Raw genomic sequence first — 21,293 nt, 5'->3', positions numbered from 1 at the left:
TGAAAGATTGATTTTAGTGCTACGCCCTCGGTAAATCCCCTTCACCCTTTAAAGGGAGAGCTGATTCACCCATTAAAAAAGTATCCACATGGTAAGCGGCTTGCCGTCCTTCGGAAATCGCCCATACAATCAAAGATTGTCCTCTGCGCTGATCACCAGCTACAAATACCCCGGGAATGTTTGTCTGATAATTATTTTCACTTGCCCTTATATTGGTCCTTTGGTCTGCTTCCAAGTTAAGTTGTTCGGCTACCGTCATTTCCGATCCAGTAAAACCTAGGGCTAATAAGGCCAACTCACATTTCCATTCTTTTTCGGTGCCCTCTATTTCTTTCAATTGTGGTCTTTGTCCAGGCACTTTTACCCATTCTACTTCTGCAGTGACCAATCCCTTTAGATTACCATCTTTATCCCCGATAAATTTCTTAGTAGAAATACTAAAAAAACGTTCAGCACCTTCTTTGTGAGAAGAGCTAGTTCGCAAGCGCATAGGCCAAAATGGCCAAGGCTGGTCTTCAGGCCTAGTAGTAGTCGCCATTGGCATAATCTCAAAATTCGAGACTGATTTTGCACCTTGTCTAAAGGACGTACCGATACAATCCGACCCGGTATCTCCTCCTCCAATGACTACCACATCCTTACCGGTTGCCAATATCTCTTTTTTAAATTCTTTTACACCATCTACACGCCTATTGTTTTGAGGGAGGAAATCCATGGCCTGAACCACACCGTTCAAGTCCGAACCCTCGATAGGAAGTCTTCTTTTCACCGTTGCACCACCACAAAGTACGATAGCATCAAAATCAGCTTTTAGCTCGTTAGCTTTGATGTCCTTTCCTATTTCAACACCGCATTGAAACACTATGCCTTCCGCTTCTAGAACTTTTAATCTTCTATCAATTATATGTTTTTCCATTTTAAAATCCGGAATCCCATAACGAAGGAGACCTCCCGGCTTTTCATCCCTTTCAAAGACCGTGACCGTATGTCCAGCTCTATTCAATTGTTGGGCCGCTGCCAACCCAGCTGGACCGGAACCTACAACTGCTATCCTTTTTCCTGTTCGTTTCTGTGGAGTATTGGCCGTAACCCACCCTTTTTCAAACGCAGTCTCCACAATGTTTTTTTCTATATTTTCAATAGAAACTGGATCTTCATTTATTCCAAGAACACAGGCTTCTTCACAAGGTGCTGGGCAAAGCCTACCTGTAAATTCAGGAAAATTATTGGTTGAGTGCAGAATACTGGCTGCCTTTTCCCATTTTCCCCTGTATACCGCATCGTTAAAATCGGGAATGAGGTTGCCCAAGGGGCACCCACTGTGACAGAATGGTATGCCACAGTCCATACATCTTGCTCCCTGTTCCTTTAAATCTTTTTCTTCTAAGGGTACCGTAAACTCTCTGTAGTGTTTTACACGCTCCTCCACAGGAGCGTAAGCTTCTACTTTTCTATCGAATTCCAAAAATCCCGTTATCTTTCCCATGTTTCGATTTATATTGTTTGTAATTTTTCTTCTTCTAGACGTATCAATGCTTGCCTATATTCCTCCGGTAAAACCTTAATGAATTTAGGTAAAAAGGATTCCCAATTTTCTAAAATCCTTTGTGCTAAAGGACTCTGTGTAGCGTTGTAATGACTCTCAATTAAATCCTTCAGTTGCTTAACGTCATTGTCCTCAGTTACCTCCAAAAGATTTAATCCATCTCCAGTACATCTTTTCTTGAACGTTTTGTTCTGATCTAACACATAAGCGATTCCACCGCTCATTCCAGCACCAAAGTTTCTTCCCACTTCACCTAAAATTACGGCAATACCTCCGGTCATATACTCGCAACCGTGATCGCCAATACCTTCGACAACGGCTTTTGCCCCCGAGTTTCGTACACAGAATCGTTCTCCGGCTTTCCCATTAATGTATGCCCTACCTGCCGTTGCACCATACAGGGTTACATTGCCGGTGATCACGTTTTCTTCCGGAACAAGCGTGGATTTCTCCGGGACCTTTACAACAAGTTTTGCTCCTGAGAGTCCTTTGCCCAGATAATCATTAGTGTTTCCATTAACTATCATTGTGAGGCCTCTGGTTGCAAATGCTCCGAAGCTCTGTCCTGCAGAACCTGTAAAATTCAATCTCAAAGTGTTTATAGGAAGACCTTCGGCTCCGTAAGTTTTTGAAATTTCATTACTAATAATAGCACCTACCGCCCTATCTGTATTATGGATAGGATAATCCAAAGTCAATTTCTCTTTTCTAAACAGTGACGGGTTGGCTTTCGCTATAATATCAAATTCGATGGACTTATCCACGTCATGTTTTTGTCGTTCGGTGTTGTAGAGTTTGGTTCCTTTTGGAACATCTATCTGATGTAGGATAGGAGTCAAGTCTATACCTGCAGCTTTGTAGTGCTCCAGTGCTTTCCTACGGTCTAGTTTTTGAACCTGTCCTACCATTTCATTGATGGTCCTAAAGCCCAATTGGGCCATGATCTCCCTAAGTTCCTGTGCCACGAAATACATATAGTTTACTACATGTTCCGGTTTACCCTCAAACTTTTTACGCAGCTCTGGATTTTGCGTAGCAATACCTACGGGACATGTATTCAAATGACATACACGCATCATAATGCATCCTGAGGCTACCAGTGGAGCTGTGGCAAATCCAAATTCTTCTGCACCTAATAAGCAGGCCACCGCGACGTCCCTACCTGTCTTAAGCTGTCCGTCACATTCCAGTATAATCCTGTTCCTTAAATCATTCAAAACCAAGGTCTGCTGCGCCTCGGCAATCCCCAATTCCCAAGGAAGTCCCGCATGTTTCAGCGATGTTAATGGAGATGCGCCTGTGCCTCCGTCAAACCCAGAGATAAGTACTACATCGGCCTTAGCTTTTGCAACACCGGCTGCGACCGTACCGACACCTACTTCCGAAACTAATTTTACATTTATACGAGCTTTTCTATTGGCTGATTTTAAATCGTAAATTAATTGGGATAAATCTTCGATAGAATAGATATCATGATGGGGTGGGGGTGAAATAAGCCCAACATAAGGTGTAGAGTTTCTCGTTTTCGCTATGGAAGGATTCACTTTAGGGCCTGGTAATTGGCCTCCTTCACCTGGCTTTGCACCCTGTGCCATTTTTATCTGAATCTCCTTGGCATTCGTTAGGTAATTGGAGGTAACCCCAAACCTTCCTGATGCCACTTGTTTAATGGCGCTATTTCTCCAGTCGCCCGTAGCATTCTTATAGAAACGTTCTTCATCTTCACCACCTTCTCCAGAATTGCTCTTACCACCTATACGATTCATGGCGATTGCCAAATTTTCATGGGCTTCCTTACTGATAGAGCCATAGGACATGGCGCCGGTCTTAAATCGTTTAACAATCTCTGTCCATGGTTCTACCTCGTCCAAAGGAATGGGGTCGTAATTAGAAAACTCAAAAAGGCCCCTAATGGTCATCAAACTTTGTGATTGCTCGTTGACCATTTTGGAAAATTCCTTATAGGTGTCCGGCTCATTGTTCCTGACGGATTTTTGGAGCTTTGCGATAGAAATTGGATTGAACATATGTTTTTCACCGTCCCGTCGCCATCTGTATTCACCCCCAATTTCTAAATCGAGAGTAGCTGCAACTGACTTATTACTATAGGTCTTTGAATGGCGTTTGGCAATTTCTTTTTCTATTTGATACAGACCTATCCCTTGTATACGTGTTGGCGTGTTCGGGAAGTATTTGTCCACTACTTTGGTATTGATGCCAATACATTCAAAAAGCTGAGATCCCCGATAAGAGTTAAGCGTAGAGATTCCAATTTTATTCATCACTTTAAGGATTCCCTTGCCTATTGCCTTATTGTAATTTTTTATGGCCTCGTCAAATGAGATTTCGGTAATGTCATGTTCCTCAATTTGTTCGGAAATAATTTCGTTTACCAAATAAGGATTTACGGCACTGGCACCAAAACCAAATAACAAAGCAAAATGATGTACTTCCCTTGGTTCCGCAGATTCTATGATAATACTAGAATTGGAACGTTTTCCTAGTTTCTGTAAGCCACTGTTGACAAAAGAACAGGCTAATAAGGCTGGTATAGGGGCATTTTTCTCATTAATATTTCTATCCGACAATATGATGATATTGGTGCCATCGTCCACCGCTTGTGATGCTTGGTCCAATACAGATTGAAGGGCGTCCTCCAGACCATTATGACCTTGTTCAATGGGATAAAGAATGGGAATAGAAACAACCTTATAGTCTGGGCTGACATCATAGTTTTTGATTTTATCCAAATCCTCTTTAGAAATAACAGGGTTTTGGATTTTTAATTTTCTACAGTGCAGTTCTGAAAATTCAAATATATTATGGTCGCTACCCAGCGTAAGACTAATGTCCGTTATCAATTCCTCTCGTATGCCATCTAACGGTGGGTTGGTTACCTGTGCGAATAGTTGTTTGAAATAGTTATAGATAAGTTGTGGTCTTTCCGATAATACGGCGATGGGAGTATCCGAACCCATGGATCCTATGGGTTCTTTAGCTGTTTTGCCCATAGGTAAAATTATGGTGTTGATATCCTCAAGGGTATATCCGAAAACAGACTTTCTTTTTTCCAAGGTCTCCTCGCCTATAAACAGGGGACAATCATTGTACGGAATGTCCTTTAAGTGGACCAGGTTATTCTGAAGCCATTTTTTATAGGGATGTTTTTTGGCAATATTTTCCTTTATTTCCTCATCATTAACAATTCTTCCTTCTTCCATGTTCACCAAGAACATTTTTCCAGGTTCTAGCCTTCCATGAAATTCTACATTTTCCGGTGCAATTTCGACCACTCCAGTTTCCGAAGACATCACAACATAGTCATCCTTGGTCACAGAATATCTTGACGGTCGTAATCCGTTTCTATCCAGTACGGCGCCAATATAATTTCCATCAGTAAAAGGAATAGAGGCAGGTCCGTCCCAAGGTTCCATCATACAGGAATGGTATTCATAGAACGCTTTTTTGGTCTCGGACATTTCCTCATTTTTTTCCCAGGCCTCGGGTACCAGTATCATCATGACTTCGGGCAGTGAGCGTCCGGTCATTAGGAGTAGCTCCACTACCATATCCATAGTGGCAGAATCCGATTTCCCCCTCAAAATGATTGGTAGGATATTCTTTATTTCAGGACCAAAAAGGTCACTTTCCAGTAACTCCTCCCGAGAAAACATTCTAGAGACGTTCCCTCTCAAGGTATTAATCTCACCGTTATGGCACATGTACCTGAAAGGTTGGGCCAAATCCCATGTGGGAAAAGTGTTGGTAGAGAATCGCTGATGTACCAACGCTAATCTGGTAACCACCCTGGAATCCATCAAATCAGAATAGTACAAACTAATGTCCAATGGCATCAACAATCCCTTAAAAATGATAATTTTCGTAGAAAGGCTGGGGACGTAAAAAAACTTGTGTTCCGACAGTTTGGAATTAATGATAGTATTCTCCGTAACCTTTCTAGCTATATACAACTTGAGATTAAATTCGAAATAAGTCTGTTCTTCGGTTTCCTTAGCAATGAACAGCTGTTTTACAAATGGCTCAGTTTCAGTAGCAATTCTGCCAGGCACGGAACGATTAACAGGTACATCTCTCCAGCCAAGAAGCTTCAATCCTTGTTTCTCTATATTTTCCTCAAAAACGGAAATACAAAAATTTCGTTGATTTTCTTTCCGAGGGAAGAATATGTTACCTACCGCATACTGACCCGGCTCAGGTAAATTAAAATCACATACCGCTTGAAAAAAATCATGGGGAATATCGATAAGAATACCAGCACCGTCACCTGTCTTACCATCTGCACTTACCGCACCCCTATGTTCCAACCGTGCTAAAATTTCTAAAGCCTTATGGATGATATCATTCGATTTTTTACCTTTCAAACTACATATAAACCCGGCGCCACAATTATCATGTTCAAATTCGGGCAGATATAATCCTTGTTTTTTCAATTTCATAATTTACGGTATTTACTCAAAAATATCATTTTTAATGAATAATATTCATTGATAAATCATTTTATCAATAAATTATTCAACGTTTTCAAATAATTCTTAAAAAATATTGAATATGATATTTTTAGTATGCTCAATTTATCGGATTGATAAAATTAGAACATAAAAAGACATCCCTCTGCCCAGATAGAGGGGTAATCTTGCTAAAGTTTAAGTTATCACAAAAATCCTGTTAAATATTAAGGGGGTAACAAGCTTATTGGTGCTTTATCTTGATGGATTCCAAAATAATTGGGGGTATATGTTATAAAATCCAGTATTAGGATTTCAGAATACTTCTGGAAATTACTATTTTCTGAATCTCCGAAGTGCCTTCGTAAATTTGGGTAATCTTTGCATCACGCATTAAACGTTCCACATGATAGTCTTTTACAAAACCGTTTCCACCGTGTATTTGAACAGCCTCTACCGTGGTTTCCATGGCTATTTGAGAAGCATACAATTTGGCCATGGCCCCAGATAGGTCATAATCTTTGTCATTGTCCTTGTCCCATGCGGCTTGATAGACTAAATGCCTAGCGGCCTGAATCTGGGTATGCATATCAGCTAATTTGAAGGCAATAGCTTGGTGGTTGCTAATCTCAGTTCCGAATGCCTTTCGTTCTTTGGAATATTTCAGCGCCAATTCGTAGGCTCCGGCGGCAATACCCAAGGCCTGAGCGGCGATACCAATTCTACCTCCCGCAAGTGTCTTCATTGCGAATTTGAATCCAAAACCATCTTCTCCGATCCTATTTTCCTTTGGAACCTTAACATCATTAAAAACTAAGGAATGGGTGTCGCTACCCCTAATTCCTAATTTATTTTCTTTTGGCCCGATTTCAAATCCTTCGGCTCCCTTTTCAACAATTAGTGCATTAATTCCCCGATGTTTTTTTCTTTATCGGTCTGCGCGATAACCAAATAGATTTCGGCAGAACTACCGTTGGTAATCCAATTTTTCGTTCCGTTGAGAATATAGTGATCTCCTTTATCGATTGCAGTCGTTTTTTGTGACGTGGCGTCACTTCCCGCTTCTGGTTCCGATAGACAGAAAGCACCGATTGCTTCACCAGTGGTCAGCCTTGTAAGATACTTCTCTTTTTGGGCAGCTGTACCAAATGTTTCCAATCCCCAGCAAACGAGTGAATTGTTCACGGATACAATTACTGATGACGAGGCATCTATCTTTGACAATTCCTCCATTACCAAAACATAGGACAAGGTATCAAGTCCACTTCCGCCATATTTGGGATCTACCATCATTCCAAGAAAACCTAGTTCACCCATTTTTTTAACCTCTTCTTTTGGAAACTCTTGTTTTTCATCCCTTTCAATGACTCCAGGCAACAGTTCGTTTTGGGCAAAATCTTTTGCGGCTTGTTGGATTAATTCTTGCTCTTCGCTTAAGGAAAAATTCATGATATGTAGACTTATTATTATTAGCGCAAATATACGGTTATCCATCCTATTTTCTCTATAGGGGCGGCGGTTGGGTCTCATAATTATTTGTTAGTTTTTAACAGTCCAAATATAGAAACACAAATAATTTACACACCGTGATTTTGAGTAAAGGGGAGTTTTTAAAATTAATTTTTTAAGTCTAAAACCATGAGTTTCAAATATCTCCGGTTAAATATTGTCAAGATCATGAAAACAAAGACAAATTTAATATCTTTAAACACTTTCAATTGAAAAATTGAATACACTTTTTTGAAAGTGTAAGTGGAAAATTAAGCATAAAACCAACTGAATATGGAAACCATAATTATCATAGTATTTTTGGCAGGCTATCTGGCAATTACATTAGAGCATAACCTTAAAATAGATAAACTAATTCCTGCGCTAGCAATGATGGCTATACTTTGGGCAATCATAGCGCTGAACCATATGTCTGTTTTTGAGGTAAATGCAGAACTAAGAGAGCTGGAACCTTCGCATATTGATGAAATTCTATTGCATCATCTTGGAAAAACAGCGGAGATTCTGGTGTTCCTTATTGGAGCTATGACCATCGTTGAGATAATAGATTATTTTGACGGTTTCGCTACTATAAAAGGATATATACGTACCAGGAGTAAAAAGAAATTACTTTGGTTGTTCTCAATTTTGGCTTTCATATTATCTGCCATTATAGACAACCTTACGGCGACCATAGTTTTAATAACCATACTACAAAAGGTAATCAGTGACCGTAACACACGGCTTTGGTTTGCGGGTATGATAATTATTGCCGCCAATGCCGGTGGAGCGTGGTCACCCATTGGTGATGTTACCACGACCATGTTATGGATAGCAAACAAGGTTACGGCAGGCCAGTTGGTAATACATGTACTTATACCTTCCATCGTATGTATGGTAATTCCGGTTTTGGTTGCTGGAAATTATAAAGCATTTAAAGGTGTAATAGATGGCGACTTCGCAGCAGAGGAACCTAAATCCAAGTATGGATCTATAATGCTATATCTTGGGTTAGGATCAATCGTATTTGTACCGTTCTTTAAAACCATTACGCATTTACCACCCTATGTTGGTATGATGTTGTCACTTGCCGTTGTAGCTACTTTTGCAGAGATATATAGTAATAAAAAGTTTAGCATATCTACTATTGATGGAGGTGAACATGAAGCCGGAGGACATCACAGTCCCGTTCACAATTCCCTGTCCAAAATAGAATTACCAAGTATTTTGTTTTTCTTGGGAATATTATTGGCAGTTGCGGCTTTGGAATCTTTGGGGCTACTTTTCCATTATGCGGCAAGTCTGAACGAAGCCATTCCCAATACCGATATCGTAGTGATGTTATTTGGTGTAGGCTCTGCCGTAATTGATAATGTGCCTTTGGTAGCTGCTAGTATGGGAATGTTTGGGGAATCCTTGGATAGCCCGTTGTGGCATTTTATTGCGTATTCGGCCGGTACCGGCGGTAGTATGTTGATCATTGGCTCGGCTGCCGGCGTCGTCGCCATGGGTATGGAAAAAATAGACTTCTTCTGGTATCTGAAAAAAATTGCATGGTTGGCTTTCATCGGATTTATTAGCGGTGCGGGTGTTTTTATTTTATTAAGAGATTTTGTGCTTCACGGATAATTTAATCGATTAAATACCGTTATTAAGGCAAATTTGATAATCAAGAACATTATGTTATTATTTCAGGATTCTGCTACGGAAGAAATGCTTTCCGAGGAAAAAACCCTTTCCGTAATGGATTTGGTCTTCAATGGGGGGACAGGAAGTGTGGTGATTATCACTGTGCTTTTTTTGATGCTTGGTGTAGCCCTTTATATTTATTTTGAGCGACTTTTAGCCGTGAATGCGGCCTCCAAAATCGACAAGAACTTCATGAATCAGATTCGGGACCATGTGACTACGGGAAAACTGGAAGCAGCAAAAATTTTATGTGCACAAACAGATTCCCCAGTGGCGAGGCTTACTGAAAAGGGAATTTCTCGAATAGGAAAGCCCCTGGATGACATCAACACAGCCATTGAAAATGCGGGGACGTTAGAGGTTTATAAATTGGAGAAGAACGTGAGTGTCTTAGCTACAGTGGCGGGTGCCGCCCCTATGATCGGTTTCCTTGGTACCGTAATTGGTATGATTTTAGCTTTTCACGAAATGGCCAGTAGTGGCGGTCAAGCAGAAATGGGTTCGTTAGCATCCGGTATTTATACGGCGATGACTACGACCGTTGCAGGATTAATTGTAGGTATCATAGCTTATATGGGCTATAACCATCTTGTAAACAGAACGGATAAGGTGGTACACAAAATGGAAGCCAATGCCGTAGAATTCTTGGATTTATTGAATGAACCACTTTAATATTTCGCCATGAAATTAAAAGGAAGAAATAAGGTAAGTCCAGACTTTAGTATGTCTTCCATGACGGATATCGTTTTCCTATTATTGATATTTTTCATGTTGACGGCCAATTCACCTAATGCATTGGATTTGTTATTGCCTAAAGCAAAAGGTAAGTCAACGAATACACAGAACGTATCGGTTAGTATAGACAAGAACTTACAGTATTTTGTGAATAACGAGAGAATTAACGGAGAATACATTGAAATTGAATTAAAAAAAGCACTTGAAGGTCAAGAAAAACCTACTATTATCCTAAGGGCAGAGGAAAGCGTAGCCATTAAAGAAGCGGTTAACGTTATGGATATTGCCAACAGGAATAATTATAAGGTCATTTTGGCGGTGCGGCCCAATTAGATGGCATTTTTAGATACGAGACACAAGAAAAAATCATTTACACTTACCACGTTGCTGTTAAGTGTTTTGTTGTTGCTGCTATTTTACATTGGTCTCACTTATATGGATCCACCCATAGAAAATGGTATTTCGGTTAATTTTGGAACTACCGATTTCGGTAGTGGTCAAGTACAGCCAAAAGAAAAGATTATTTCCGAACCTTTGGATACTCCACCCGTGGAGCCCGTTAAACAAGAAGTCCAAGAGGAAGTTGTTGAAGAGGAAGAAATTGAAGAAGTTCCAGAAGAATCTGTGGCTAAAGAAGCTCCATCTGAAAAGCTATTGACGAAGGAGAGCGAAGAGGCTTTAAAAATTAAACAGGCAACTGAGGCTAAAAAACGCGACGAGGATGCTGCAAAAGAAGCTCAGAAGCGAAAAGAAGACGCCTTAAAGGCAGAAAAGGCCAAGGCGGCCAAAATAGCACAGCAGAAAAAAGATGCTGAAGAACAGGCCATAAGGGAGCAAGCGGCCAAAAAGAAAAAGCTGGATGAAATGATGGGGGGGTTGAATAAATCCGATGGAACGGCTTCTGGCAGTGAAGGAGATGATGACAAGGCCGGAGATAAAGGACAACCAGACGGAGATCCTTATGCCACAAGCTATTACGGTAGTCCAGGTTCTGGAAGTGGAACTGGAGGATACGGCTTAAACGGTAGGTCTCTAGTGAATAAGGGAAAAGTTCCCCAAGAATGTAATGAGTCCGGTAGAGTAGTGGTAAAAATTGTTGTTGATCGAAACGGTAAAGTCATAAGTGCAACGCCGGGAGTGCGGGGGACCACTAATAATAACCCATGTTTACTGGAACCTGCCAGGAAAACTGCGTTTATGCATAAATGGAATTTAGATTCCAAAGCACCAAGCGAACAGACCGGTTTTGTGGTCGTGAATTTTAAATTGGGAGAGTGACCTATAAGGAGACCTTGAAATGGATGTTTGCCCAACTTCCTATGTACCAACTCAAAGGTAATTCCGCGTATCATGCCAAATTGGATGGCATCATTAAATTCGCCGAACATCTAAAGAATCCTCAAAATAGCTTTAGAAGCATTCATGTTGCCGGAACCAACGGAAAAGGTTCTAGTAGCCACATGCTTGCCTCAATTCTGCAGGAGGCCGGTTATAAGGTTGGATTATATACATCCCCGCATCTAAAAGATTTTAGGGAGCGTATTCGCATAAATGGTAAAAAGGCCGATAAACAATTTGTAGTTGATTTTATAGCTGAACACCAAACCTTTTTGAACTTGCATAAGTTGTCTTTTTTTGAAATGACGGTTGGCATGGCATTCAGTTATTTCGCTGCTAAAGATGTAGATATTGCAATCATTGAAGTAGGTTTAGGAGGGCGGTTGGACTCTACAAACATCATTACACCAGAGGTGTGTTTGATTACTAACATAGGATTTGACCATATGGATATGTTGGGTACTACCTTACCTGAAATTGCAATGGAGAAAGCGGGGATAATAAAACCTGGGATTCCTGTGGTCATTAGTGAGACACAGGATGAGATTAAAACAGTATTTGAGGCAATCGCAAATAAAAATAAATCTTCCTTAGTTTTTGCCGATACTGCAATTAACGAACATTTTGAAACATCCCTTCTGGGAAGTTATCAGCGAAAGAATATAACCGGAGTTCTTGCTGTAATTGGATTGCTTTCGGGATTTGAAATCTCGAGTTCCCATATAAAAGAAGGCCTTTTGAATGTTGTACACAATACTGGGCTTCAGGGACGCTGGCAAGTTTTGGCTGAATCGCCTAAGATTATCTGTGATACGGCACATAATCGAGAAGGTTTAACATTGGTGCTGGAACAATTGAAAAATGAAGTTTATGGAGAACTACATATTGTTCTGGGTTTTGTAAAGGATAAAAAGCTAGATACCATCCTCCCACTTTTTCCTAGAAAAGCACATTATTATTTTTGTAAACCCAATCTTCCTAGGGGTTTGGATGAAAATATATTGTTGAAGGAAGCGAATTTAATTGGTTTAAATGGTAAAAGCTATTCTAGTGTAAATAAGGCATACCAGGCGGCTAAATGTTCTGCTGAAGAAGAGGATTTGATTTTTATCGGCGGCAGTAATTTTGTAGTGGCAGAGGTCGTCTAATTTTTTGTCATTTTTTCTTTTGGACTAAATAAAACTATTCTATATTTGCATCCCTTTTAGGGCTCTTAGCTCAGTTGGTTCAGAGCACCTGCCTTACAAGCAGGGGGTCACTGGTTCGAATCCAGTAGGGCCCACATAAATGAAAAAATCCACATCTTATGATGTGGATTTTTATTTTTTAGCTCCTTAATTAAACCGCCTAAGGGCCAATATTTTATCTTTATTTTTCATTGAGTTTGGCAATAATAGTTTCCGAATAAATCCCTAACTTCATGAGGTAATTTATTATTAAAAAATGAAAGATACCAGTGCGGAGACTAAAGATGGTACCAGGAAAAAATCAGGTCCAGCAAATTTCTCAAGAAGAGATTTCATAACCAAAACAACAATGGCTTTAGGACTTTTCTCTATAGTTCCTAGACATGTTTTGGGTAAAGGCTTTGTGCCTCCGAGTGATAAGATAGGTCTTGGCTTTATAGGTCTTGGAAAACAAGGAGGTATTTTGGCAAATAAATTTATGACCAATTCCCAGGCTCAAATAGTGGCCGGCAGTGATGTATGGATTCCTAAGATGGAAGCTTTCAAAAGTATTGTACAAAACTTATATGCTGAAAAACGCAACAAAACTAAATTTGAGGGCATAACAACTTTTTTAAATTATGAAGAACTACTAGAGCAAAAAAATATTGATGCGGTTGTAATTGCTACACCAGATCACTGGCACGCTTTACAATCAATAGACGCCATGAATAATGGTAAGGACGTCTATTGTGAAAAACCAATGACCAATACTATTAAGGAGGGAAGGGCAATGGTCGATGCTACGATCAGGAATGACAAAGTCCTACAGGTGGGGAGTATGCAACGTTCTTGGGAAAAGTTTGCAAAGGCGAAAGAAATCGTTGCATCTGGTAAGCTAGGTGAGATTTCCAGGGTATTCGTGAATGTTGGTGATCCTGCAATAGCTTATAATCTTCCTAAAGAAGAAATACCAAAAGGAATTGATTGGAATCTTTGGTGTGGCCCAGCACCGTTACTAACATATCACCATACTATTGCCCCTGAAGTTGTGGATAAATATCCCGCTTGGAGAGATTTTAAAGAGACTGGTGGTGGCATTCTTTCGGATTGGGGCGCCCATATGTTCGATATTGTCCAGTGGTGTTTGGGTATGGACCGGACCGGACCTACTACCTATATTCCGCCCAATGATAAAAATTTTGTTAGAGGCCTGAAAATATATTATGAGAATGGCATTGAAATGGTACACGAAGATTTTGGAAGGGGATGGGCGGTAAGGTTTATTGGTTCTGAAGGAACTATGGACGTTAGCCGAAGTTTTCTGGAAACAACTCCAATAAATATTTTAATGCCCAATGGAGGAAATTCCACGGAACTCTTCAAGAATCAGGGAAATCATTATGAAAATTGGTTATCTGCGATAAAAACGAGGACAAGTCCGATATGTGATGTTGAAACAGGTCATAGATCAGCAACTATTTGTAATGTCGCTAATATAGCTTATGAATTAGGAACAACCCTGAACTGGGATCCTAAAAAGGAAAAGTTCAAAGGTAATTCTGAGGCGAATAAGCTTCGCAAAAGAAAAAACAGAAATTACGCTTTATAACTTGGGCATAATTAAAAGATGATTTCTAAATGAGGATGTTCTTCATTGAACAAGCCAGTTTTTTCTATGTTCAGATTTGTTCTCCACAAGTAAACGCGTTTAAGACTTGGTATCTGGGTTAAATACCCGAGACATTTTTCAGAAACACTAGTCTCATATAGATTGATGGTCTCCAGATGTTCAAGTACGGATAGCGGCTCGATTCCTTCATCGGAAATATCGGTTCGTTCTAGTTGTAGTCTTGTCAGATTTTTGAATTCAGCTACATATTTTAGTCCCCTGTCGGATATATTGCTTTTAGCAAAAGATAGCCAGGTGACATGTTCAGAAATTTCCGATAATGATTGAAGTTTTTCATCACTTAAATCTTTTCCCTCAAATTTAACGTCCAATAAATTATTCGTAAAGCCAAGCCTTTTGATAACAAAGCCCATACTGGATACATCCTTTATTATAGAACTATCTGCCGGCTCAATTTTTACGGTTTCGTACCATGGTTTGGGTGTTGTATCTATACCATATGTTCTTAATAAAAGAGATTTAACGGATTCATCAAGTTTTGCATCCTTAAGGCTTATCGCAAAATCAGCCCCATTGTTTATCCACCAATCAAGAAGTTGTATTTCGGAATAAGTCATGGATTCCCCTACTGGGGGCATAAACTTTGTATTTTTTTGGGATAAGGTAATTCTTTTGAAAATTTCGCTTTCTAGTGTATTTCCAGAAACAAGCACTGGCCCGCTCTCGCCCCCTACCATGAGAGAATCCGGATGTTCCATGTTTAGGCCGCCCCTTTTAACTTCCGCATTATGACAGGCAAAGCATTTTTTCGCAAAGCTTGGTTCAATCAGGTCATGGTAGACCAAAATAGAATCCTTGCCAATTAAATCAATGCGTTGAAGGGTGTCTTCTTTTTGAAATATATTCTTAATGGACCTAGGGGCATACTGCAATAGATAGTCTTGCCCATGAGTTAAATTACCACCTAAGTGACCTTCAAACAGGATTAAGCTCAAAACCAAAACGTTAAAGACGTAGTGAAAAACACCGGAATATTCTGTGGGTTTCTTTTTAAGTAGCCACCCTCCAAAGGATAACAGAACAATTAAAATCCCCAACCAACGATGCCAAAACAAATCGTTCTCAAGGTATAGACCAGTCTCACCCAACCACCAGCCGCATAAAGCCGCAAGAGCCCCACCAATACCGCTTAGTAGCCATGCAAAGGAAATTAAAAAACTTAGTTGTTTTCTTTTCACTATTCTCTCATACCATTCCATAAAAATGGCCAGCAAGAGGAAACCTATGGGTAGATGGACTAAAATAGGATGGAAGCGACCAATAAAATTGGTAAAATCAAAGGCTAAAAATAGAATCATTTTTCCAAATTGGTTTAGATCCTATTGAGTTTGATAGGGTATGTTTTGCCCGACGCCCACTGTGGTACATATAGATTACCATCGTTATCAATAAGGACGTCATGGGGATTTCTAAAGGTTTTTCCATCATATATAGGTTCTTGCAAAACGCCATTGAGATACTGGGGAGCATCACCCCCTGGCAAAGAAACAACTTTGTTGTCGGTATCAAGAACGGCCAGCATGCCATCCCAAGAATCCCAAGTTTTAGTAACGATTACTGCAAAATAAAGATTATCACCATGAATCACGGGCCTACAAATGGAGCATCCGGGCAATGGAACAGTTTCCAAATGCTGTCCATTCAAAGAGAATCTTTTGAACTCTTGACTTGCCCTAGATGTGATTAAAAGCGTTGGGTTAGATTTATCCCTTGTATCTAAAGTAATACCATGACAGCAATTAAATTCATTGGATTTGTTGCCAGTCCCTCCAAAGTGATTCATGTATTCACCATTGGCATTATAATGTATGATGTAGTTCTCCCCATATCCGTCCGCCACATAAAATTCCCCATTTGGCAAGATTGCCGTTTCGGTAGGTTTAAATTGCTCGTCTTCGGTATAACCATCTATTTCTTTGGGTCGGGACAAGGTCATAAGTATTTTACCGTCCAAAGTGGTTTTCCAGACTTTATGAGAATCAGGGTCAGTTATAAAGAGAAATTGATCTTTACCTTCTCCCATTATGGACAGCCCGTGTGCCCCTGGAAATTCTTGCCCCCAAGATTTCAAAACTTTACCGGACTTATCATAAACCAAAATATTGTCATTGTTGGTACCCGTGGTGGTCATTAAGATATGACCATTGCTGTCCATCACCATTTCATGGCAATCGTTAACAGGTGTTTTTGAAGGGTCCTGAACGCCCCATTCCTTATCAACGTTATAGGTGAAATTCCCATGGCCTACTATTGAACTCATATTTTTAGTTGGATTTATAATTCCAAAAGTTTCACTGGGTAAAATAAATCCGGCTGCGGAAGCTACCAGTGTATTTTTAATAAAATGCCTTCTTGTCTTTTTCATAATTTGATGTTTATCTAGGCTAAGATTTCTTTAACCACCTCTCCATGAACATCCGTAAGACGGTACCTTCTTCCTTGAAATTTAAAAGTTAGTCTTTCATGGTCTATACCTAATAAATGCATTACTGTAGCCTGAAAATCGTGAACATGGACAGGACGCTGTGTTATATTAAAACCAAAATCGTCTGTTGCTCCTAGAGTCACCCCACCTTTGATACCTGCTCCGGCCATAAAAATTGTAAAACACTTACCGTGATGATCCCTTCCAAAATTTGTTGCGGTCAATTGCCCCTGAGAGTAATTGGTCCTTCCAAATTCACCACCCCAGATTACTAAAGTATCTTCCAGCATACCTCGCTGTTTTAAATCTTTAATAAGGGCAGCCGTTGCCTGATCTGTATCCTTACATTGTCTGTTTAGGGCATTAGGCAGATTCCCGTGCTGGTCCCAACCTTGATGATAGAGTTGGATGAATTTGACGTCACGTTCCGCTAATCTTCTTGCTAACAAAGCGTTGGCGGCAAATGTGCCCGGTATTTTGCTATCCTCTCCGTACATGTCATAAATGTAATCAGGCTCATCGGCCGTATCCATAATTTCGGGCACAGAGGTTTGCATTCTAAATGCCATTTCGTATTGGGCCATTCTAGCCAATATCTCAGGATCACCTATATCGTTATGATTTAATTGCTCTAATTTTTGAAGATAATCTAATTGCTCTCTTCTTCCTTTAGCATCTACTCCAGGAGGATTAGTCAAATATAAAACGGGATCTTTTCCAGCTCTGAATTGAACCCCTTGGTGTTGAGAAGGAAGGAAACCATTTCCCCACAATCTTGAATATAGTGGTTGTCCACCGGTTTTGCCCTTAGTAACTAGTACCACAAATTCCGGAAGATTTTTGTTGTCCGTTCCCAAACCATAGCTCAACCAAGAACCCATTGATGGTCTTCCCGGTAATTGAGAACCGGTTTGAATAAAGGTAATAGCCGGATCGTGGTTGATAGCTTCAGTGTACATCGATTTTATGAAACAAAGCTCATCAACGATTTTGGAGGTATACGGCATTAAATTGGTCATCCAGGCTCCGCTATCACCATACTGATTGAATTTGGACAACGTGCCCGCTAGAGGAAGGGAAGCCTGCCCCGAAGTCATTCCTGTTAAACGCTGACCTCCATGAACGCTTTCCGGTAAATCTTGACCCTGCATCTTGTTCAGAAGGGGTTTATAATCGAACAAATCCAATTGAGACGGGGCGCCACTCTGGAACAAATAGATTATTCTCTTGGCTTTTGGCGCAAAATGGGGTTGCCCTAAAACACCGCCCGTTCCAAAATCCGTCGGTATTCCCTTAGGAGCATTCCCAAAAATACTCGTTGGATCTATCATTGCACCGAGTGACAACGCACCCATACCCAGTGTGGTTTTGGTTAGAAAATCCCTACGGGTATAATTTTTGTTGTGATTATCGCACATTGCTGTTAGTTTTATCTTTTGGTATAGGCCTCATCATGGTTTAACAGGGTATTAGCAACGATGGTCATGGCCGCTGTTTTTGTTTTATCTAAGGAATTATCGACCAGTTTTTCTCCTACTGACAACAGTTCCGAAACTTCGCTGGGGTTATCTCCAAACCTCCTCTCTTGATGTTCAAAAAGTTCTAGAAGCAAGCCTAATTCTGACTTTTTTGGTTTGCGGGTTAGTGCTAATCTAAACGCAAAGGCAATCTGATCTTCTAAGGTATCACCTCCTTCTTTCTGTGCTCGTTCAGCGAGAATTTTTGAAGCTTCCACAAACTGTTTGTCGTTTAATAACACTAAGGCTTGTAAAGGTGTATTCGTATTTTCTCTGTTTATGGTACATACTTCCCTTGAGGGAGAATCAAATGCTATCATCGCGGGATGTGGTTGTGTTCTACGTATGAAGGTATATAGACTCCTGCGATACAAACTATCTCCTTTAGATTCCTTATATCTCAATAATTCGTGGGAAAAACTAGTTTTCTCTATCCATAAATCGGCTGGTTGATATGGTTTAACGCTTTTGCCTCCTACAATAGGAACCAACAGGCCACTTGCGGCCAAGGCGTTGTCCCGTATCATTTCTGCAGGTAACCTGTACGAGTTACTCCTTGCGAGATAATTATTGCCTGGATCCTTCTGTTTGAGTTCCTCAGGTACAACAGAAGACTGTTTATAGGTGTGTGACATTACCATTGTTTTGAGTAACGCTCTTACATTCCAGTTGCTATCCCTGAAAGAACTCGCGAGCCAATCCAATAGTTCTGGGTGTGTTGGAAGGGAACCCTGGACTCCAAAATCTGTAGGTGTATCCACCAATCCCTTTCCGAACAATAACTGCCAATACCTATTTACAGTCACTCTAGCGGTCAGAGGATTCTCTTTTGAAAAAAGCCATTCGGATAAGCCCAATCTATTTTTTGGAAATTCAGGAGAGAATTCCGGAAGTATAGACGGAGTATTCGCCTTGACTTCATAAGAAGGCTGTTCATAATCACCTCTATTGTATAGGAATGCCTTTCTTTTGTGCGGCATTTCTTCCATGACCATTACTTCCATAACTGGATTCATGGTCTTTAGCCATTGCCCCCTTAAATGTTTAAGTTCTTCTTGTAGGTCTTTAATTTCATTGGATTGTTGTACCCAAAATGATTTGTCTACAGGTAAATTCTCATTACTATCGTCTAAAATTCCTAGCCTTTTTATCTCTTGAGGGGATAAGGTCCTCTGATAAATTCTGATTTCATCAATCTTTCCTAAAAAATTTCCATTTTCTCCCGTAAAACCTCTATAACTTTTTGCTACCCTGACCGGGGCGTCAAAAGCTGAATGGTTACCACTTCTTATTGTCTTAATGCTTTTGTATAAATTATCAAAACCGATTTCCACTGCTGCCAACTCACCATCAATATATAACTTGATATCTTTTGCCTTTGACGAACCGTTGTAAGTAAAAGCAACATGTTTCCATTCATTGATTTTTATGGAATCCTTGGATCGTACATGAATGTAGTTATGAGGTAGTGAATGAATAAGCCTAGCATTGAGATGATTTAGACTGTCCAAATAAAGGTCCCATCCTCTCCAAAAATTATTTTTATCCCCAGAAGTACCTATCAGGGTCTGTGTTTTTCCGGCTTCCCTTTTCGTGGTATTCATCCAAAGACTTATGGAAAAAGCATCGGTCCATTCAAAATTTGGAATATTATGAAGGTTGAGGTCATCATATTCTCCATCAAACTCAAAGGCCCTGTCCTTAACCCCTGGAACAAGCTCAGGAGCTTCTCTGGTAGTCGCATTTCTATTGTTATCCGCAACATGGCCTTTGCTGTTCTTGGTAAGATTGTCTAATGGATAGTAATCTAATAGTTGCTTTTCTTTAAAATTTGGAGGTAGATTTTTAATATAGGTATCTAAATTTGAAAGTTCTTTTTGAGTTAAAAGAAGTTTACCCTCTTTTTTATTAATAATTTCCTCCAAGTTTTTCAGTTTTTTTTCGGTGTCTTTATCCGGAAGCGCCAGCATAGGCCCATAATTGCCATCATCCCCGGTCATGCCTAATTCTTTTATATTATTAAAGAAGGCTGTCATTTTAAAATAATCCTCTTGTGAAATAGGGTCAAATTTGTGGTCATGACATTTTGCGCATGCAACGGTTAGGCCTAGAAATGCGGTGCCGACAGTTTCTGTACGGTCAAAAACATAGTTTAACCTAAACTCTTCTTCTATTGCTCCACCCTCTGCAGTCATAGGGTGGTTTCTGTTGAATGCAGTAGCTAATTTCTGCTCTTTGGAAGAATTTGGCAAAAGATCTCCTGCGAGTTGCCAAGTGACGAATTGGTCATACGGCATATTATTTTTAAAAGCCTCAATGACCCAATCTCGCCAAGGCCACATTAATCGGGCTCCATCTGCATGTAACCCATGTGAATCCGCGTATCGTGATAGATCCATCCAATCCAAGGCCAATCGTTCGGCATTTGCATCCGTACTTAAAAGGCGGTCCACTAACTTTTCATAGGCATCCACATTATCATCTGAAATAAATGCGTCAATTTCATTTATCGTAGGTGGTAATCCCGTAAGGTCCATGGTAACCCTGCGTAACAACCTTTCTTTGTCCGCCTCTTGCGATGGTTCTAAATCGGTCTGTTGAAGTTTATCCTGTATAAATTGATCGATTTCATTATGATGCGGCCATGAGTCATTTTCAACCTTAGGGATATTTGGTTTTTCCAATTGAAGAAATGCCCAATGCTTTTTCCAATTTGCACCTTGTTCAATCCATTTAATAAGGATTGCCTTTTCCGTTTTAGAAAGTGATAAATTAGATTCTGGGGGAGGCATTTGGACCTCTGGGTCACTGCTTAGTATCCTACGGATACTTTCACTACTGCCCGGACTCCCTTTCACGAAGGCGGTATTTCTGCTTTCTAGGGTAGCAAAAGCATTTTCTTCAATATCGAGTCGTAATCCTGCTTTTCTTGAATTAGCATCAGGTCCATGGCAAGTATAACAACGGTCCGATAATATTGGCTTAACATGAAAGTTAAAATCAATAACATCCGGTAAGTCGTTATAGGCCATTTCCAATTCGTCCGGAACATTATATTGGCAACTAAAAAAAAGAGACTTATTAGGAAGAATCCAAAATGCCTGAAATTCATGGATTAAGAAAATTAGGTTGTACCCTAAATTTACATTTTTTTTGAAAACTATTGTAATTCGTTTCTTTTAAATGAAAGGATTGGTATTTGGATTTAATTATAGTGTAAGGTAAGCAAC

At 40.0% G+C, this 21,293-nt stretch carries 13 protein-coding genes, 1 tRNA gene and 1 pseudogene (1 of these 15 cut by a window edge); 8 read left to right on the top strand and 7 right to left on the bottom strand.

Translation table 11 applies throughout. From position 1 onward, the window contains the following. Positions 1-11 carry the 3' end of a sulfatase gene (locus N8A89_RS03865; RefSeq protein WP_289644958.1) on the top strand. It extends 1,579 nt beyond the left edge of the window, so 11 of the gene's 1,590 nt are visible here — the last part of the coding sequence; its start codon lies off the left edge, out of view; it ends in the stop codon at positions 9-11. Between the two features lie 8 nt (positions 12-19). Here N8A89_RS03865 and N8A89_RS03860 read toward each other — a convergent pair whose 3' ends face one another. The 3 genes and pseudogenes from N8A89_RS03860 to N8A89_RS03850 all read right to left on the bottom strand — a co-directional run bounded on the left by N8A89_RS03860 (position 20) and on the right by N8A89_RS03850 (position 7,461). Then, positions 20-1,486 (bottom strand): glutamate synthase subunit beta, encoded by a 1,467-nt coding sequence (locus N8A89_RS03860; protein ID WP_281541065.1) that lies wholly within the window; start codon positions 1,484-1,486, stop codon positions 20-22. 8 nt (positions 1,487-1,494) lie between these two features. Then, complete coding sequence (gltB, locus tag N8A89_RS03855) at positions 1,495-6,003, bottom strand: glutamate synthase large subunit (RefSeq protein WP_289644957.1); 4,509 nt, start codon at positions 6,001-6,003, stop codon at positions 1,495-1,497. Between the two features lie 316 nt (positions 6,004-6,319). Beyond that, positions 6,320-7,461, bottom strand: a pseudogene (locus tag N8A89_RS03850) (acyl-CoA dehydrogenase). Positions 7,462-7,794: 333 nt separating this feature from the next. On the opposite strand from N8A89_RS03850, the gene nhaD reads away from it, so the two are divergent. The 7 genes from nhaD (at position 7,795) to N8A89_RS03815 (ending at position 14,040) form a co-directional block, all read left to right on the top strand. Then, a complete protein-coding gene (nhaD, locus tag N8A89_RS03845) occupies positions 7,795-9,129 on the top strand; it encodes a sodium:proton antiporter NhaD (RefSeq protein WP_281541064.1) in 1,335 nt (444 codons plus the stop codon). A gap of 51 nt (positions 9,130-9,180) precedes the next feature. Next, the gene (locus tag N8A89_RS03840) at positions 9,181-9,861 is read left to right on the top strand and encodes a MotA/TolQ/ExbB proton channel family protein (protein ID WP_281541063.1); all 681 of its coding nucleotides are present in this window, start codon (positions 9,181-9,183) and stop codon (positions 9,859-9,861) included. Between the two features lie 9 nt (positions 9,862-9,870). After that, a complete protein-coding gene (locus N8A89_RS03835) occupies positions 9,871-10,257 on the top strand; it encodes an ExbD/TolR family protein (protein ID WP_281541062.1) in 387 nt (128 codons plus the stop codon). Next, positions 10,258-11,202, top strand: coding sequence for an energy transducer TonB (locus tag N8A89_RS03830; RefSeq protein ID WP_289644956.1), 945 nt, complete (start codon positions 10,258-10,260; stop codon positions 11,200-11,202). Continuing rightward, the gene (locus N8A89_RS03825) at positions 11,199-12,410 is read left to right on the top strand and encodes a bifunctional folylpolyglutamate synthase/dihydrofolate synthase (RefSeq protein WP_281541061.1); all 1,212 of its coding nucleotides are present in this window, start codon (positions 11,199-11,201) and stop codon (positions 12,408-12,410) included. Before N8A89_RS03830 ends, N8A89_RS03825 begins: the two co-directional genes overlap by 4 nt. Before the next feature lie 59 nt (positions 12,411-12,469). Beyond that, positions 12,470-12,544, top strand: a tRNA-Val gene (locus N8A89_RS03820). A 161-nt stretch (positions 12,545-12,705) separates the two neighbouring features. After that, positions 12,706-14,040 (top strand): Gfo/Idh/MocA family protein, encoded by a 1,335-nt coding sequence (locus N8A89_RS03815; RefSeq protein WP_281541060.1) that lies wholly within the window; start codon positions 12,706-12,708, stop codon positions 14,038-14,040. A gap of 11 nt (positions 14,041-14,051) precedes the next feature. On the opposite strand, the gene N8A89_RS03810 is transcribed toward N8A89_RS03815, so the two are convergent. Genes N8A89_RS03810 through N8A89_RS03795 form a run of 4 tightly spaced genes read right to left on the bottom strand, consistent with a single transcriptional unit; the run spans position 14,052 to position 21,095 of the window. After that, a complete protein-coding gene (locus N8A89_RS03810) occupies positions 14,052-15,419 on the bottom strand; it encodes a c-type cytochrome domain-containing protein (protein WP_289644955.1) in 1,368 nt (455 codons plus the stop codon). A gap of 14 nt (positions 15,420-15,433) precedes the next feature. Continuing rightward, on the bottom strand, positions 15,434-16,486 hold the full coding sequence (locus tag N8A89_RS03805; protein ID WP_289644954.1) for a 6-bladed beta-propeller: 1,053 nt from the start codon (positions 16,484-16,486) through the stop codon (positions 15,434-15,436). A 14-nt stretch (positions 16,487-16,500) separates the two neighbouring features. Further along, positions 16,501-17,964: a DUF1501 domain-containing protein gene (locus tag N8A89_RS03800; RefSeq protein WP_281541056.1), complete on the bottom strand. Its 1,464-nt coding sequence runs from the start codon at positions 17,962-17,964 to the stop codon at positions 16,501-16,503. A gap of 11 nt (positions 17,965-17,975) precedes the next feature. Then, positions 17,976-21,095: a DUF1553 domain-containing protein gene (locus N8A89_RS03795; RefSeq protein ID WP_289644953.1), complete on the bottom strand. Its 3,120-nt coding sequence runs from the start codon at positions 21,093-21,095 to the stop codon at positions 17,976-17,978. Positions 21,096-21,293 lie beyond the last annotated feature (198 nt).

The organism is Maribacter aestuarii, from assembly GCF_027474845.2.
Taxonomy (GTDB): domain Bacteria; phylum Bacteroidota; class Bacteroidia; order Flavobacteriales; family Flavobacteriaceae; genus Maribacter; species Maribacter aestuarii.
This window is presented reverse-complemented; position numbering and strand designations above follow the sequence as displayed.

Coding starts and splice junctions, on each gene's coding strand:
- N8A89_RS03835 (WP_281541062.1), top strand. CDS start 9,871: ATGAAATTAAAAGGAAGAAATAAGGTAAGTCCAGACTTTAGTATGTCT.
- N8A89_RS03840 (WP_281541063.1), top strand. CDS start 9,181: ATGTTATTATTTCAGGATTCTGCTACGGAAGAAATGCTTTCCGAGGAA.
- N8A89_RS03805 (WP_289644954.1), bottom strand. CDS start 16,486: ATGAAAAAGACAAGAAGGCATTTTATTAAAAATACACTGGTAGCTTCC.
- N8A89_RS03795 (WP_289644953.1), bottom strand. CDS start 21,095: ATGGCCTATAACGACTTACCGGATGTTATTGATTTTAACTTTCATGTT.
- N8A89_RS03810 (WP_289644955.1), bottom strand. CDS start 15,419: ATGATTCTATTTTTAGCCTTTGATTTTACCAATTTTATTGGTCGCTTC.
- gltB (WP_289644957.1), bottom strand. CDS start 6,003: ATGAAATTGAAAAAACAAGGATTATATCTGCCCGAATTTGAACATGAT.
- nhaD (WP_281541064.1), top strand. CDS start 7,795: ATGGAAACCATAATTATCATAGTATTTTTGGCAGGCTATCTGGCAATT.
- N8A89_RS03815 (WP_281541060.1), top strand. CDS start 12,706: ATGAAAGATACCAGTGCGGAGACTAAAGATGGTACCAGGAAAAAATCA.
- N8A89_RS03860 (WP_281541065.1), bottom strand. CDS start 1,486: ATGGGAAAGATAACGGGATTTTTGGAATTCGATAGAAAAGTAGAAGCT.
- N8A89_RS03830 (WP_289644956.1), top strand. CDS start 10,258: ATGGCATTTTTAGATACGAGACACAAGAAAAAATCATTTACACTTACC.
- N8A89_RS03800 (WP_281541056.1), bottom strand. CDS start 17,964: ATGTGCGATAATCACAACAAAAATTATACCCGTAGGGATTTTCTAACC.